At 73.7% G+C, this 14,050-nt stretch carries 14 protein-coding genes; 4 read left to right on the forward strand and 10 right to left on the reverse strand.

All coding sequences use genetic code 11. The features are described 5' to 3' along the window. On the forward strand, positions 1–898 hold an 898-nt coding region (locus tag ACTT8P_RS36255), incomplete at its 5' end, for a hypothetical protein (protein WP_442836052.1). Positions 899–1,057: 159 nt separating this feature from the next. Here ACTT8P_RS36255 and ACTT8P_RS36260 read toward each other — a convergent pair. Then, complete coding sequence (locus ACTT8P_RS36260; RefSeq protein ID WP_442836053.1) at positions 1,058–1,672, reverse strand: TetR/AcrR family transcriptional regulator C-terminal ligand-binding domain-containing protein; 615 nt, start codon at positions 1,670–1,672, stop codon at positions 1,058–1,060. 248 nt (positions 1,673–1,920) lie between these two features. On the opposite strand from ACTT8P_RS36260, the gene ACTT8P_RS36265 reads away from it, so the two are divergent. Together ACTT8P_RS36265 and ACTT8P_RS36270 are read left to right on the forward strand one after the other, a co-directional pair. After that, the gene (locus tag ACTT8P_RS36265) at positions 1,921–2,748 is read left to right on the forward strand and encodes a phosphatase PAP2 family protein (RefSeq protein ID WP_442836054.1); all 828 of its coding nucleotides are present in this window, start codon (positions 1,921–1,923) and stop codon (positions 2,746–2,748) included. Continuing rightward, positions 2,745–3,956, forward strand: coding sequence for a hypothetical protein (locus tag ACTT8P_RS36270; protein WP_442836055.1), 1,212 nt, complete (start codon positions 2,745–2,747; stop codon positions 3,954–3,956). The genes ACTT8P_RS36265 and ACTT8P_RS36270 overlap by 4 nt, the downstream gene beginning before the upstream one ends. Before the next feature lie 72 nt (positions 3,957–4,028). Here ACTT8P_RS36270 and ACTT8P_RS36275 read toward each other — a convergent pair whose 3' ends face one another. Continuing rightward, a complete protein-coding gene (locus tag ACTT8P_RS36275; protein WP_442836056.1) occupies positions 4,029–6,083 on the reverse strand; it encodes a phosphocholine-specific phospholipase C in 2,055 nt (684 codons plus the stop codon). A gap of 313 nt (positions 6,084–6,396) precedes the next feature. Here ACTT8P_RS36275 and ACTT8P_RS36280 point away from each other — a divergent pair, with 313 nt between their 5' ends. Further along, entirely contained in the window at positions 6,397–7,998 is a 1,602-nt protein-coding gene (locus tag ACTT8P_RS36280) for a SpoIIE family protein phosphatase (RefSeq protein ID WP_442836057.1), read from the forward strand. A 9-nt stretch (positions 7,999–8,007) separates the two neighbouring features. Here ACTT8P_RS36280 and ACTT8P_RS36285 read toward each other — a convergent pair whose 3' ends face one another. The 8 genes from ACTT8P_RS36285 to ACTT8P_RS36320 form a co-directional block, all read right to left on the reverse strand. Next, a complete protein-coding gene (locus ACTT8P_RS36285) occupies positions 8,008–8,298 on the reverse strand; it encodes a putative quinol monooxygenase (protein WP_442836058.1) in 291 nt (96 codons plus the stop codon). Between the two features lie 72 nt (positions 8,299–8,370). Next, positions 8,371–9,378 (reverse strand): LLM class flavin-dependent oxidoreductase, encoded by a 1,008-nt coding sequence (locus tag ACTT8P_RS36290; protein ID WP_442836059.1) that lies wholly within the window; start codon positions 9,376–9,378, stop codon positions 8,371–8,373. Next, positions 9,375–9,692 (reverse strand): hypothetical protein, encoded by a 318-nt coding sequence (locus ACTT8P_RS36295; RefSeq protein WP_442836060.1) that lies wholly within the window; start codon positions 9,690–9,692, stop codon positions 9,375–9,377. Before ACTT8P_RS36295 ends, ACTT8P_RS36290 begins: the two co-directional genes overlap by 4 nt. Continuing rightward, entirely contained in the window at positions 9,689–10,021 is a 333-nt protein-coding gene (locus tag ACTT8P_RS36300) for a TIGR04076 family protein (RefSeq protein ID WP_442836061.1), read from the reverse strand. The genes ACTT8P_RS36295 and ACTT8P_RS36300 overlap by 4 nt, the downstream gene beginning before the upstream one ends. After that, positions 10,018–11,271: an acyl-CoA dehydrogenase family protein gene (locus tag ACTT8P_RS36305; protein ID WP_442836062.1), complete on the reverse strand. Its 1,254-nt coding sequence runs from the start codon at positions 11,269–11,271 to the stop codon at positions 10,018–10,020. The genes ACTT8P_RS36300 and ACTT8P_RS36305 overlap by 4 nt, the downstream gene beginning before the upstream one ends. 71 nt (positions 11,272–11,342) lie before the next feature. Next, positions 11,343–12,113 carry an SDR family NAD(P)-dependent oxidoreductase gene (locus tag ACTT8P_RS36310; RefSeq protein ID WP_442836063.1) on the reverse strand — a complete coding sequence of 257 codons (771 nt, stop codon included), beginning with the start codon at positions 12,111–12,113 and terminating at the stop codon, positions 11,343–11,345. Further along, positions 12,110–12,883 (reverse strand): amino acid ABC transporter ATP-binding protein, encoded by a 774-nt coding sequence (locus ACTT8P_RS36315; protein ID WP_442836064.1) that lies wholly within the window; start codon positions 12,881–12,883, stop codon positions 12,110–12,112. Before ACTT8P_RS36315 ends, ACTT8P_RS36310 begins: the two co-directional genes overlap by 4 nt. Then, complete coding sequence (locus ACTT8P_RS36320; RefSeq protein ID WP_442836065.1) at positions 12,880–13,809, reverse strand: amino acid ABC transporter permease; 930 nt, start codon at positions 13,807–13,809, stop codon at positions 12,880–12,882. The genes ACTT8P_RS36315 and ACTT8P_RS36320 overlap by 4 nt, the downstream gene beginning before the upstream one ends. Positions 13,810–14,050 lie beyond the last annotated feature (241 nt).

A 14,050-nucleotide genomic window follows, 5' to 3' on the forward strand; every position in this document is an offset into this window, starting at 1 on the left:
GCCCCCGGCCGACGCCACCGCCCCGGGCCCCGGCTATCCGGCGCCGCCGGCCTACGCGGCGTACCCCGCGCACCCGGGATACCCCGGCTACCCGGCGCAGCCGCCGGCGCCGCGGCGGCGCGGGCTGCGGACGGGGATAGCCGTGGCCGTCGCGGTGGCCGTGCTGGCGGGCATCGGCGTCGGCGTGTGGGCGCTGGCCGGCGACGGGGACAGCGCGAACGACGACCGGGCGGGCACCGCTCAGCAGAGCCCGGGCGGGCAGGGCGGCGAGGGCATGCCGGACAGCCCGTTCGGCGACTCGGGCGGCGGCTCCGGCGGCGGGGACGGCGAGTCGCCCGCGCCGGAGGGGTCCGAGGCGCCCCGGATCGAGAGCGGTTCGGTGCCGGACGCGGTCAGCGGGATCAGCCTGCCGGTCCCGGACGGCTGGTACGGGCAGGAACTGACGGTCGGCGCCCAGGTGTCGTCGAACGAGTCGTACAAGTGCCCCGGCAACGACGCGTCCTCCTGCACCAAGGGCGGCGCCTACTCGGCCCCGGCGATGGTGCTGGGCACCGAGGGCTCCACCGCCGAGGAGGTCGCCAAGGCGGACATCTCGGCCAACGCGGAGGAGTCCTACGGCGGCGACAGCTACGGCTCGATCACCTCGCACGACGTGCTGTCCTCCAAGGCGGTCACGGTGGCCGGGCAGAAGGGCTACCAGGTGCGCTGGAAGGCCGTGACGAGCAAGGGCTCGGACGGCTACGTCCAGTCGCTGGCGTTCCCCTCGCCGGCCAACCCGCAGCAGATCGTCGTCGTGCGGTTCGGTGTCGACGTCAGTGAGCAGCAGTCGGTCATCGACGAGATCGTCAAGGGCATCAAGGTGTCGTCCGGCGGCACCGGCGACGGCCAGGACATCTGACCCGCCGTTCCACCCGGCCGCCGCACGCTGTCGGCCGGGTGGAACGCCCTTCCGCTCAAAGGGCGCCCCACCCGGCCGGGGGGTGCGCGCCGCCCCCGTCCCCACGGTGCGGCGCGAGCAGGCCACCGTCCAGTCATCCCACGGACGGTGACCTGGGTCTCAGGTCAGGCCGAGTGCGGGCAGCACCACGGCCTCCACATAGCGGACGAGGTAGTCGCCGTCGGCGTACTCCCCCTCCATCACCGGCCGGATGCGCAGCACGCCGAACATCTGGACCGGCACGAACTCCAGCGCCGGGTGATCGGCGGCCACCTCGCCCCGGTCGATCCCGCGGCGCAGGATCCCCCGCAGCGCGGCGATCTCCGGTTCCACCAGCGCCTCGCGCAGCGCCAGCTTCAGCTCCGGGTCCTCCACCACGGCGTGGCCGAGCGCCTGGAGCAGCCGGGTGTCCTTGCCCGACCAGTCGCCGGCCGCCCGGGCCGCGAGCCGCAGGTCCTCGGCGAGCGAGCCGGAGTCGATGCCCTCGAACCGTACCTGCCGGCGCGAGCGCAGGGCCGCCGCGACGAACTGCGGCTTGGTCCTCCACTGCCGGTAGAGCGTGGACTTGCTGCACCGGGTGGTGACGGCGATGCCCTCCATGGTCACCGCGTCGTAACCGCACTCCCGGACCTGGTCGAGGACGGCGTCGAGGAACTCCTGCTCACGCTCGGGCGTGAGTTTGGAGCGGCGCGAGGTGCCGGCTGGTTCCGGTCGCTCCGCGTCCTGCGACGTCATGGCTGCTGCTCCTCGCTCGTCTCCGGTGCCGGCGGTCAAGTCCGCACCCCCGTGGCTCACTTCGGCCGAAGGTCCATCGGTACGTCACTGTACCGATACGCCAGTGTACCGGTACTCGACCGTATCGGTACACTGGCGTATCGGAACGAAACCGTATCGATGACTCGCACCCACCCGGGGCCGATGTATCGGGACGGTCCGGCCCGTCAGCACACCGCACGCACCACCGTCAGCGAAGGGGCCGGGGGATGAACGCCCGCACCGAGCCTGCTCCAGCGGAGCCGGACGCACCGGCCAGGCCACCCCTGGTCCGGGAGCTCCTGCTCGTGGCCGGGCTCTTCCTCGTCTACAAACTCGGCCGGCAGCTGGCGTCCGGCCACACCGGCGAGGCGTTCCGCAACGCGCACCACGTGTGGGACCTGGAGCGGTGGCTGCGGCTGCCCGCCGAGGACGGCGTCCAGTCGCTGCTGCTGCACGGCGACGTGCTGGTGCACGTGGCGAACACCTACTACGCGACCGTGCATTTCCCGGCCACCGCCGCGTTTCTCGGCTGGCTCTATCTGCGGCGGCCCGGGCACTACGTGTGGGCCCGGCGGATACTGGCCGCGCTGACCGGCGCGGCACTGGTGCTGCATCTCACGTTCCCGCTCGCGCCGCCGCGGATGCTGGCCGGCACCGGCCTCATGGACACCGCCCGCGTCTACGGTCCGTCGGTCTACGGCCCGCCGCGCACGGACACCCTGTCGAACCAGTTCGCGGCGATGCCGTCGCTGCACTTCGGCTGGGCGCTGATGGTGGCGATCGGGCTGATCGCCGCCACCCGGTCCCGCTGGCGGTGGCTGTGGCTGCTGCATCCGCTGCTGACGCTGCTGGTGATCGTGGGCACCGCGAACCACTACTGGCTGGACGTGCTCGTGGCCACGGCGCTGCTCGGGCTGGCGCTCGCGGTGATCCGGCTGCCGCGGCGGCCGGCACCGCGCGCCGACCGGCCGGTCCGGGCGAGCGGCGGCCGGCCCCGGCTCAGGCCCCGTCCGCAGCCGGCGGAACGGCGCCGGCCGGTGGGGGCGGGCCGATGAGCGCCGCGCTGGTCGCCGTCGCGCTGTCCCTGGTCTCCGCCGTCGCCTACGCGGCCGCGGCCGTGGCCCAGGAGCGGCTGGCCGCCCGCCGCCCGGGCACCGGCGTGCTGCGGCTGCTGCGCGGCGGGGCGTGGTGGTGGTCGGTGGCGCTGAACGCCTCGGCCGCGCTGCTGCACGTGGGGGCGTTGAAGTACGGCCCGCTGACCGTGGTCCAGCCGCTGGGCGCGCTCACCCTGGTCGCGGCGGTGCCGATGGGGGCCCGGCTGGCGGGCCGACGGGTCAGCGCGGTCGAGTGGCGGGGCACCGGGCTGACCCTGCTCGGGCTCGGCGCGCTGCTGGTCACGGCGTCCGGTCCGGCCCCCGACGACGTGCTGAGCGGGTCGGAGGCGGTGGCGGTGGCCGGGGTGACGGCGGTCCTGATCGGGCTGCTGGCCCGGCCCGGCGCCCGGCCCGGACTGCGGCACGCGAGCGCGTCCGGGGTGGCCTCCGGGGTCGCCTCGGCACTCACCCAGACGGTCACGGTCGCCGCCACCGACCGCACCGGGCCGCTGCTCAGCGTCCAGGTGATCGGCGTGGCGGTGCTGGTGGCGGCCTTCGCCACCGGCGGTCTGCTGCTGTCCCAGACGGCGTACCGAGGCGGCCTTGGCGCCCCCCTCGCGATGGTCACGCTGGCCAACCCGGTGGCCGCCGCGGCGATCGGCGTCGCCCTCCTCGGCGAACGCCTGCGCGGCGGGGCGGCCGGCGTCCTGCTGGCCCTGACCGGAGCGGTACTGGCCGCCTGGGGCGTCCTCCTCCTGACCCGCGCGACCCCACCCGCCCCACCGGGGTCGCTGACGGCCCCCGGCCGCCCGATCCCGGCCACGGCGGCCGCCGGCCCGGCACCGGCACCGGCAGGCAGTCCGCTGAGCCCCACCGTCACCGCGCCCCGCGCCGCGCTCCGCACACCGGCCGCCCCGCCGGGGGCACCCACGGCACCCGGCCTCCCGTCACCGGGCCCCGAGCCCGGGTCGGTCACCGCGACCACCGATCCGGCGCCGGAAGCCGCCCCCATGCCCGTCCCGTCCGCGGCGGCCCCGGGGGCGGCGGGGGACGCCGCCGGGGCCGGGCCAGGGAATGCGGGAAGCCGGGCGGAGCCCCTCGCCGCCACCCTGCCCAGGCAGCCGCGGTCCCGGCGGCGGCCGGGTTCCGGGCGGCTCACGCCGCTGTAGCCGGTCCGGTCGCCGTCGGTGAGCCGGTCCGGTCGCCGTCGGTGAGCCGGTCCGGTCGCCGTCGGTGGTGGGCTACTCGCCGGCGAGCGCCGGGTCGCTCACGCCCGGTCGGCCGTTCTCGACGTGGCCGGCGAAGCGGCGCAGGAACGTCGGGTCGGCCTCGGAGGTGACCGTCAGGTCGTACCAGCGGCGGCTGCCGGCGAGGTCGACGGTGTGCCGGACGGTGGCGCCGGGGCGCACGGTCAGGGTCCGGGCGCGGCCGCCGTAGCCGTTGGCCAGCTTCAGCCGGACCGTCCCGGAGCCCCGGTTGGTGAGGGTCAGTTCGACGTCGTCGCGGACGTGGCGCGCGGTGACCTCGGGGCCGGCGGTTCCGGCCGGTCCCCGGAAGACCCGCAGGAAGCCGTTGGGGCCGTGCACGGTCAGGTCGTGGGTGCCGCCCGAGTACGCCGCGTCCCAGGTGTCACGGACCCGCTTGCCGGCCTCGGTGGTGTACGTCCAGGGGCCGTCCGTGCGGTTGCCGGCGGTGACCAGGAAGGCGGCGCCCGCCGCCGGGCCGGAGGCGAAGGTCAGGGTGAGGGTGCCGGCCACCGGGTCGGCCGAGCCGTCCACCAGCGGCGCGTACCGCAGTGGCCGGGCCGGCCGCAGACCGCGTTCCTGGCGGGGCATGCCGGGTTCCGCCGGGGGCGTCGGGCGGTAGTCGGGGTGCCGGTCGCGGTCCTGCGGCTCGTAGCCGTCGGTGTCCGGCAGCCGGGCGCGGCTGCTGTCCTTGCGGGAGAAGTCGAACGCCGAGGTCAGGTCGCCGCAGACGGCCCGCCGCCAGGGCGAGATCTGCGGCTCGTGGACGCCGAACCGGCGCTCCATGAAGCGCAGGATCGAGGTGTGGTCGAGGGTCTCGGAGCAGACGTAACCGCCCTTGCTCCAGGGCGAGACGACCAGCATCGGGACCCGCGGGCCGAGCCCGTAGTGACCCTCGGTGTAGCGCGCGCTGCCCGGGAAGACGTCCAGCGACACGTCGACGGTGGACCGCCCCCGCGCGTCCGACTTCGGCGGCAGCGGCGGTACCAGGTGGTCGAAGAAGCCGTCGTTCTCGTCGTAGGTGATGAACAGCGCGGTCTTGGACCACACCTCGGGGTTGGCGGTGAGCGCGTCCAGGACTTGCGATATGTACCAGGCGCCGTAGTTGGAGGGCCAGTTGGAGTGCTCGGAGAACGCCTCGGGCGCGGCGATCCAGGACACCTGCGGGAGCCGGTCCGCCTTGACGTCGGCGCGCAGCAGGTCGAAGTAGCCGTCGCCGTGCGCCGCGTCGGTGCCGGTGCGGGCCTTGTCGTACCAGGGGTCGCCCGGCTTCGCGTTCCGGTACTTGTTGAAGTAGAGAAGGGAGTTGTCGCCGTAGTTGCCGCGGTAGGCGTCGGAGATCCAGCCCCAGGAGCCGGCCGCGTCCAGGCCGTCGCCGATGTCCTGGTAGATCTTCCAGGAGACGCCGGCCGCCTCCAGGCGCTCGGGGTACGTGGTCCAGTCGTAGCCCAGTTCGTCGTTGCCGAGGACCGGGCCGCCGCCCTTGCCGTCGTTGCCGGTGTGGCCCGACCACATGTAGTAGCGGTTGGGGTCGGTGGAGCCGATGAACGAGCAGTGGTAGGCGTCGCAGACGGTGAACGTGTCGGCGAGGGCGTAGTGGAACGGGATGTCCTCCCGGGTCAGGTACGCCATCGTGGTGGTCCCCTTGGCGGGCACCCAGCGGTCGTACTTGCCGTCCCGGTACGCCTCCTGGCCGTCCGGCCAGCTGTGCGGCAGGCCCTCCAGGAACTGCATGCCGAGGTCGTCGGCGTCCGGGTGGAAGGGCAGCACCTCGGTGCCGTCGTCCTTGGTCTGGTGCCACACCGACTTGCCGCTGTCCAGGGTGACGGGGTGCGGGTCGCCGAAGCCGCGGACGCCGCGCAGGCTGCCGAAGTAGTGGTCGAAGGAACGGTTCTCCTGCATCAGGACGACGATGTGCTCGACGTCCTCGATCGACCCGGTGCGATGGTTGGCCGGGAGCGCGGCGGCCCGCTGGATGCTCGCGGAGAGCGCGCTGAACGCCGTGGTGGCGCCCGCGATCTGGAGGAATCGACGCCGGTTGACTTCGGGCATGGGGGTGGGGAGCCTCTCGCCTCGGGGGTGGTGAGGCGGCCCGGTGGTGCCGGGCCGCGCGCGCAAGGAGTGTTCCAGGGGCACCGAACGGGAGGGAAGGGTCGGATGGCGTTCATGTGAAGGTCGCCGGTACGCGGGGGGGTGGAAGGAGTTGACGCGCCGACATCCGCCGAACGGATGCCGGACGAATGCCGAACGGAGCCGGTGCGGAAGGAGACCAATACCTTCCCCGTTCCGACAAAAAGCGACCAGACTGCTACGCCGCGAGCCCTGCCGTGCTGCACTGTCCGGCATCGATCGGACACGGCACGTCATGTCGGGGGAAACGGTGCGGGGCACGACCAAAGAGGAACAGCTGTACCGGAGGCTGGTGGAGTCCTCCCAGGACGCGATCCTGATCAAGACCCTGGACGGCGAGATCACCTTCTGGAACCGCGCCGCCCAGCGCCTGTACGGCTATTCCCGGCAGGAAGCCGTCGGCCGGCACATCGGCATGCTCATCCCGGCCGGCCTCAAGGACGAGGAGGCCGGACTGCTGCGGCGGCTGGCCCGCGGGGAGCGCATCGAGCACTACGAGACCCGGCGCACCACCCGGGACGGCCGCACCCTGGACATCGACGTCACCCTGTGGCCGATCCGGTCCGACGACGGCACCATCACCAGCGCCTGTTCCGTCGCCCGGGACATCACCGACCGAAGACGGACCGAGGCGGAACTCGCCGGGCTGCTCGCCCAGCAGCGGCACATCGCCCTGGCCCTGCACCTGATGGGCACCTCCGAGCCGGTGCCGGGCGTGCCGGCCGCCAGCCGCTATCTGCCCTCGCTGCTGGGGCAGGGGGTGGGCGGGGACTGGCTGGACGTGATCGACCTCGGTGCCGGCCGGGTCGGGGTGTTCGTCGGCGACGTGATGGGGCGCGGGCTGGACGCGGCCGTGGTGATGGGGCAACTGCGGTCGGCGGCGCGAGCGCTGGCGCTGGCGGGGCTGCCGCCGGGCGAACTGATGAAGGCGCTGGACGTGTTCACCACCCAGACGCTGCCCGAGCAGTTCGTCACCTGCGTCTATCTGGAGGCCGACCCCGGCCGGGGCGAGCTGACCGCCTGTTCGGCCGGCCATCTGCCGGTACTGCTGGTGGGCGCCGACACGGCCGTCGCCCCGCTCGCCGTCCCGATCAACGTGCCGCTGGGGGTGGGCGGTTCGCCGCACCAGCAGGTCTGTCTCCCGCTGCCCGCCGGGTCCACGCTGGCCCTGTACACCGACGGTCTGGTGGAGACCGCCGCGAGCGATCTCGACCAGCAACTGGAGCTGCTGTCCGCGACCCTGCGGGCCTCCTTCGCGGCCGGTGCCGACCTGGAGACCGCCGCCGACCGGGTGCTGCACGCGCTGCTGCCGTCCAGCACCACCTGCGCCGACGACGTCACGCTGCTGCTGATCGGCTTCCCCACCGTGCCGCTGGACAGCGCGGAACTGACGCTGGACACCGCGCCGCTCTCGGTCCGCGCCGGACGCCACTTCGTCCACCGGCACCTGCGGTCCTGGCGGCTCGACGCGCTGGCCGACACCGCCCTGCTGCTCGCCTCCGAACTGCTCACCAACGCGGTGTGCCACGCGCGCGGCCCGCTCACCCTGCGGATCTGGCGCAGCGCCCGGCAACTGGGCGTGGAGGTCACCGACCGCACCGCCCCCCGCCCGCAGGCCCGCCCGGCGGACCCCGCCGAGGAGAACGGACGCGGGCTGCTTCTCGTCGGCACCCTCGCCGACGCGTGGGGCACCCGCCCCACCGCCACCGGCAAGACCGTGTGGTTCACCCTCCTGACCGCACGCACGGACGCCGGGCCGCCGCCCCCGTTCCCCCGGCAGGCGTACGCCGCCCGGACACGCGGTGAGGTCGGCCTCCGTACGGACGGCGGGGAGTGAAGCCGGTGGTCAGTCGGTCCCGAACGCGTACTCCGTGAACTCGGGGGCCGCGGCGGCGACGCCGCCGATGAACCGCGTCCACTCGGCGGTGTGCGACCGGGCCTTGTGCGCGTTGTGGGCTTCCCGGCTGGTCCACACCTCCAGCAGCCGCAGGTTCGCCGGCTGGTCGAGCTGCCAGGACAGCTGATACTCCACACAGCCCTCCTCGGCCAGACAGGACTTCTGGAAGGCCGCGCCGGCGGCCCCGACCTCGTCGACGCGGTCGGATACGACGGACACTCCGCCATGGACGATGATCATTTTCTTCTTCCTTGCTGTCGTGCCCCGGACGGTGCCGGTGCCCTGGTACGGGTACGGGGGTGGGCGCCGGCGTCAGCCGGCGAACTGGGCGCGCAGGACCGGGAGCACCTTCGTGCCCAGCAGCGCGAGGGCGCCGAGCGGATCGGGACCCATCGGCGGGCCGAACGAGATGTGCCGTACGCCGGCGTCGATGAGCTGGGCGCACTGCTCGATGACGTCGTCGACGCCGCCGACGATGCCGAGGCTCATCATCGCGTCCGTGACGGAGTCGACGGCCTCCTCCTCGCGTCCCTGGAGCATCAGGTCCTGGGTGTGGGCGAACTCCTCCGGGTCCAGCCCGCTGGACTTGAGCGCCTCCACGGACAGGGAGCCGCTGTAGAGGGCGATATGGCGGGCCATCAGCCGGCGAGCCGTGGCCCGGTCGTCGGAGATGGAGGCCCAGACGCAGGCGGCCACATCGAGGTCGGACACGTCCCGGCCCGCCTTGCCCGCCCCGACGGCCAGCCGGTCCATCACGCTGTACACATGGCTGGGCGGCAGACACAGCGGCAGTGCCCCGTCGGCCACCCGGCCGGCCAGGGCCAGCATCTGCGGGCCCATCGCGCCGATGTAGACGGGGGTCGGCCGGGCGAAGCGCAGCAACGCCTGTTCCGTCCAGCCCTCCGCGACCCCGTCGATCCCCGCCGGGCTGCGGCCGTTGACCAGTTCGCGGATGGCGAGGACCGCCTCCCGGGTACGCACCACCGGCTTCTTCGGCTGGATGCCGGCCCAGCGGAAGAACACGTCGGAGCCGGCTCCGATGCCCAGCAGGAAGCGGCCGTCGGAGAGTTCCTGGAGTCCCGACGCGAACATGGCTATCTGCGCCGGGTGCAGCGACACCGGGTCCAGGACGCCCGAGCCGAATCTGATCCGCGAGGTGCGGGTCGCGATCGCGGCGAGGGTGACGAGTCCGGGCTCGCCGAAGATGTCGTTGCCGGTCCACACCTGGTCGAAGCCCGCCTCCTCCACGGCGACGGCGCTGTCGACGACGGCATGGACGCCGTGCCCGCCGACGCGGGCGCTGAACACTACGGGCCTCATGACTGCGCTTCCCTTTCGTTTGCCTGGTGTTGCTGGTGCCTTGACGGTAGGCACGGGGTCACCCGCATGTGCAGGCCCTCCGGCGGGTCGGGGCAGGCCAGCAGTGGTTCGCCGCGCAGGTAGTCGTCGGGTTCCGGGGCGGTCAGCCGGCCCAGGACGGCGGGCAGCACGGAGGCGATGGCGAAGTAGCAGAAGCGCTGGCCCTCGGGCACGGTCAGGCCGGTGGCGTCCACCTCGAACCAGTCGCCGATCTCCAGTCCGCAGGCCGAGTAGGTCATCGCCTCCACGGTGCAGCGCACCCGCACCCCGCTCACGGCCGCGCCTCCTCGGACTCGGGTCCGTCCGGGGCGTCATCGGGTATCACATCGAGTCGCAGGACCACGTTCTCGTCGGCGTCCGGGCAGGTCAGCCATGGTTTGCGGACCAGCCAGTCGTCGGCGGGCAGGGGGCTTTGCCGCATGCCGAGGACCGGCAGGACGCCGGTGAGGGCGAGCGGGCAGAACGGGCGGCCCCGGGTGGACAGCCCCGTCCCGTCGACGTCCGCCCAGTCGCCGACCCGGATGCCGCAGCGCGGGGCGTCCGCCCGGTCGACGACGATCCGGACCCGCCGGGCCCCGGGCAGCATCGGCTCCGCCGGGCTCACGCGGCACACCAGTCCCGCACGCCGCCGCCGCGCGCGGTGTCGTCCGGCACCGTCAGGCCCGGCTCGGGGTGGGTGAGCGCGGTACGCGCGAGCGTGCCCAGATGCGTCCGGCGGGTGCCCGCGTGCGCCAGCGCGCCGTAGGCGTCCCTCAGCACCCGCTGGAGCGGGCTGACGTCCAGGAGGTAGCGGGCCCCGGCGAGTTCGGTGCACAGGTCCACCACGCGCCGCAGGCTCAGCGCGGCCACGGCGTTGGCGGCCGTCATGCGGTCCTCGTGCACCGGGGTGAGCACGTCGTCGGAGAAGATGATGTCGTCGGTGATGCGGGCCGTCTCCCGCACCCCCGCGTAGGCGAAGTCGACCTCGCTCAGCGCGGTGCCCAGCAGTTGGGCGGTCGCCGTGTCCAGGCGGTCGGCGCCGCCGTCGCCGAGCCGGCCGCGCACGGTGTCGGCGGTGAGGTTGACCAGGTGCCGGGCCACCCCCAGGGCCACCCCGGTCAGCGCGAAGTGGGAGAGTTTGACGCTGCGGTTGAGCGGGTCCTTGGTGTGGTCGTAGCCGGCTTCCCGGTCGAAGGAGTGGTCGGCGGGGACGAAGGCGGGGGTGGTGAGGGAGTACGACGTGCTGCCCGAGCCGCGGACGCCGAGGGTCTGCCAGTTGTGCGCGACCTCGATGGCCTCCCGGGGCAGCCACAGTCCGAGGTGCCGCTGCTTGCCGTCGGGGCCGAGGGCGGGCCGGTCGCCGTCGAAGACGAGCGCGCCGCCGACGATGTGCTCGGCGGAGTAGCTGCCGCTCCCCCAGTCCCAGGTGCCGGTGACCAGGAAGCCGCCGTCGGTCAGCTGCGCGCGGCCGCGCGGGTGGAAGGACCCGCTGGTCGGCCGGTCGCGGGTCGGGTACAGCTCGGCGTAGGCGCGGTCGCCGAGGCGGCCGGCGTAGTAGCCGCCGGCGTTCAGGACGCCGATGTTCCAGCCGGCCGAGGCGTCCACCGCCGCGACCGTGGCCACCACCTCGACCTGCTGGGAGAGGGTCATCTCCAGGCCGCCGCGGAAGGCCGGGAAGCCCATCTGGAAGACACCGGCGCGGCGCAGGGCGGCCTCGGCGCGCGGGGTGAGGCGCGCGGCGGACTCGATGCCGTCGGCCTCCTCCGCGATCAGCGGCAGCAGCGCCCGGGTGTTGGCGATCACCGCGGACGGCGAGTCGGGGGATCGCAGTTCGACGCCGAGTGTGTGCTCGGCCGGTGGAACGGTGGTGCTCATGAGACGTCCTCAGCTGTCGGTACGTGGGCGGGAGGGGGGTGAGGGAGGGCGGGCGGGGCGAGGCGGGGCGGTCAGGGGGCGACCGGTTCGCCGCCGGTGAGCCAGATCGTCTGGCCGGTGACGGCGTCGGCGTCCAGCAGCGCGGTGACCGCGTCGGCGACCTGGGCGGGGGTGGGGAAGTCGGGCAGGGCCATGCGTTGCCGCAGGGCGTCGGAGAGGGCGGCCAGCGCACCGGTGAGCGGCGGTTCGCCGGCCGGGTCGACGACGCGGCCGGGGGCCACCACGTTGGCGGTGATGCCGGCCCGCCCCTCCTCCCAGGCCAGCTGGCGGGTGAGGGCCGTCGCGGCGGCCTTGGCCGCGCCGTACGCGCCGAAGCCGGTCGCGGGCCGGACCATCGAGGCGCCGGAGACGTACACCACCCGGCCCCAGCCGCGGGCCCGCATGCCCGGGACGAGGCGTGCGCACAGCCCGGCGTGCGCGCCGACCGCGGCCAGCTGCTCGGCGAGCACCGCCGGGTCGGTCTCCACCACCGGCGTGGGCCGGCGCAGTGCCGGGTGGGCGGCGTTGACCAGGACGTCGACCGGGCCGAGCCGGTCCTCCACCTCGGTGACGGCGCGGTGCACCGCCACCGGGTCGGTCAGGTCGGCCGCCACCGCGAGGTGCGGGCCGAGCAGCGCGGCGACGATCCGCTCCGCCTCGGCGCGGCGGCTGCGGCAGTGCAGGGCCACCCGCAGGCCGCGGGCGGCGAGCGCGGCGGCGACCGCGCGGCCGATCGGTCCGGTGCCGCCGGCCACCAGCGCGACCCGGGGCCGCGGGCCGGCCGGAGGCGGTGAACCGGTCATCGCAGCACCGCGGAGAGGAAGGCCTTCGTGCGTTCGTGCCGGGGTTCGGACAGCACCTGGGAGGGCGGTCCCTGCTCCACGATCCGGCCGGCGTCCATGAACACCACCCGGTCGCCGACCTCCCGGGCGAAGCCCATCTCGTGGGTCACCACGATCATCGTGATGCCCCCGGTCAGCGCCAGGTCCTTCATCACGGACAGCACCTCGCCCACCAGTTCGGGGTCGAGGGCGCTGGTGGGTTCGTCGAAGAGCATGACCTTCGGCCGCATCGCCAGGGCCCGGGCGATGGCCACCCGCTGCTGCTGGCCGCCGGAGAGCTTCGAGGGGTACGCGGACTCCTTGCCCGCCAGGCCGACCCGGGCCAGCAGCGAGCGGGCGTACTCGCGGGCCTGGCCGGGTGGCTCCCCCTTGACCCTGATCGGGGCGAAGGCCACGTTCTCCAGGACGGTCATGTGCGGGAAGAGGTTGAAGTGCTGGAAGACCATGCCGATCTCCAGCCGCTGCCGGCACGCGTCGGCCTCCCGCAACTCGTGCAGCCGGCCCCGGTGTTCGCGGTAGCCGACGAGTTGCCCGTCGACCCGGATCCGGCCGGCGCCGATCTCCTCCAGGTGGTTGACCGTGCGCAGCAAGGTGCTCTTGCCGGAACCGGACGGCCCGATGACGCAGACCGTCTCGCCGGTGTCGACGGTCAGATGCACGTCGAAGAGGACCTGGGTGGTGCCGTACCACTTGTCGACGCCCTCGATGGCGACCATCACGTCCGTGCTCATCGTTCCGCCGTCCTGCGCTCGAGGTAGAACTGGCCGACCGAGTAGACGACGATCACCAGCAGGTACCAGATGGTGGCCACCAACAGCATCTCGATGGTGCGGAAGTTGACGCTGGAGATGCCCTGGACCACCGTCAGCAGATCGCCGCCCGCGATGACGGAGACGATCGCGGACGCCTTGAGCATGCCGATGAACTCGTTGCCCAGCGGCGGGATGATGATCCGCAGCGCCTGCGGCAGCACCACGTGGCGCAGGGTGCGGGCGCCGTTGAGGCCCAGCGCCTTGGCCGCTTCGTGCTGGCCGCGTCCGATGGCCAGCAGGCCGGCCCGGACGATCTCCGCCATGTAGCCGGAGCCGGCCGTCGCGAGGCCGATGACCGAGGCCACGAACGGGGTGACCACCGATCCGACCGGCGCGCTCCACACGTGCACAGAGGTGAACGGGATGCCCAGGGTGATCTCCTTGAAGAACAGCCCCAGGTTGCCGAGGAAGATCAGCAGGACGATCAGGGGGACACCGCGGAAGAAGAACACCCACGTGGCGGCGAACCCCGATATCACCTTGCTCGGCGAGGTGCGCATCACCCCGATCACGACGGCCAGCACCAGCGCGAACACCATGGCGATGACGGTCATCTCCATGGTCTGGAGCAGGCCGGTGAGGACGTCGCCGTTGAAGAGGAAGTCCCCGACGACGCTCCACTCCAGGTTGGGGTTGGTCGCCAGCGCGTACCCCAGGCACAGGACCAGCAGGATCACCACGGCCGCGCCGGCGGTGCGGCCCCAGTGCCGTACCGGGACCACGTCCGGGCGGGTGCCCTGGCCCGCGCGGGGGCGTAGCGGCGAGGGGACGGCCCGGCGGGACGGTTTGTCCGTCCCGCCGTCCGGGCCGGGTTTCCCTCCCGCCGTCGTCGATGTCTGCGTCATGCCGTCATCTCCTGTCGTGTCGGCTCCCGCCGTGCCGGTGTCGTGCGCAGCGGCACCGTCGGTGGGGCTGTACCTGGCAATGCCGTCGCGGTCACGCGGTCCGAGGGCGTGCCGGGGGACGCGTGTGCGGGCCGGGGCCGCCGGTTCGCGGCCGGGGCGCGGGTGCCGGAAGGCCGGCGCAGAGGTGCGAGGTGGCGGGCGCCGGGGTGCCGGCGCCGGGCCGGTCGCGGTCGCCTCGTCG

The sequence above is a fragment of the Streptomyces sp. JW3 genome (genome assembly GCF_052216785.1).
GTDB lineage: Bacteria > Actinomycetota > Actinomycetes > Streptomycetales > Streptomycetaceae > Streptomyces.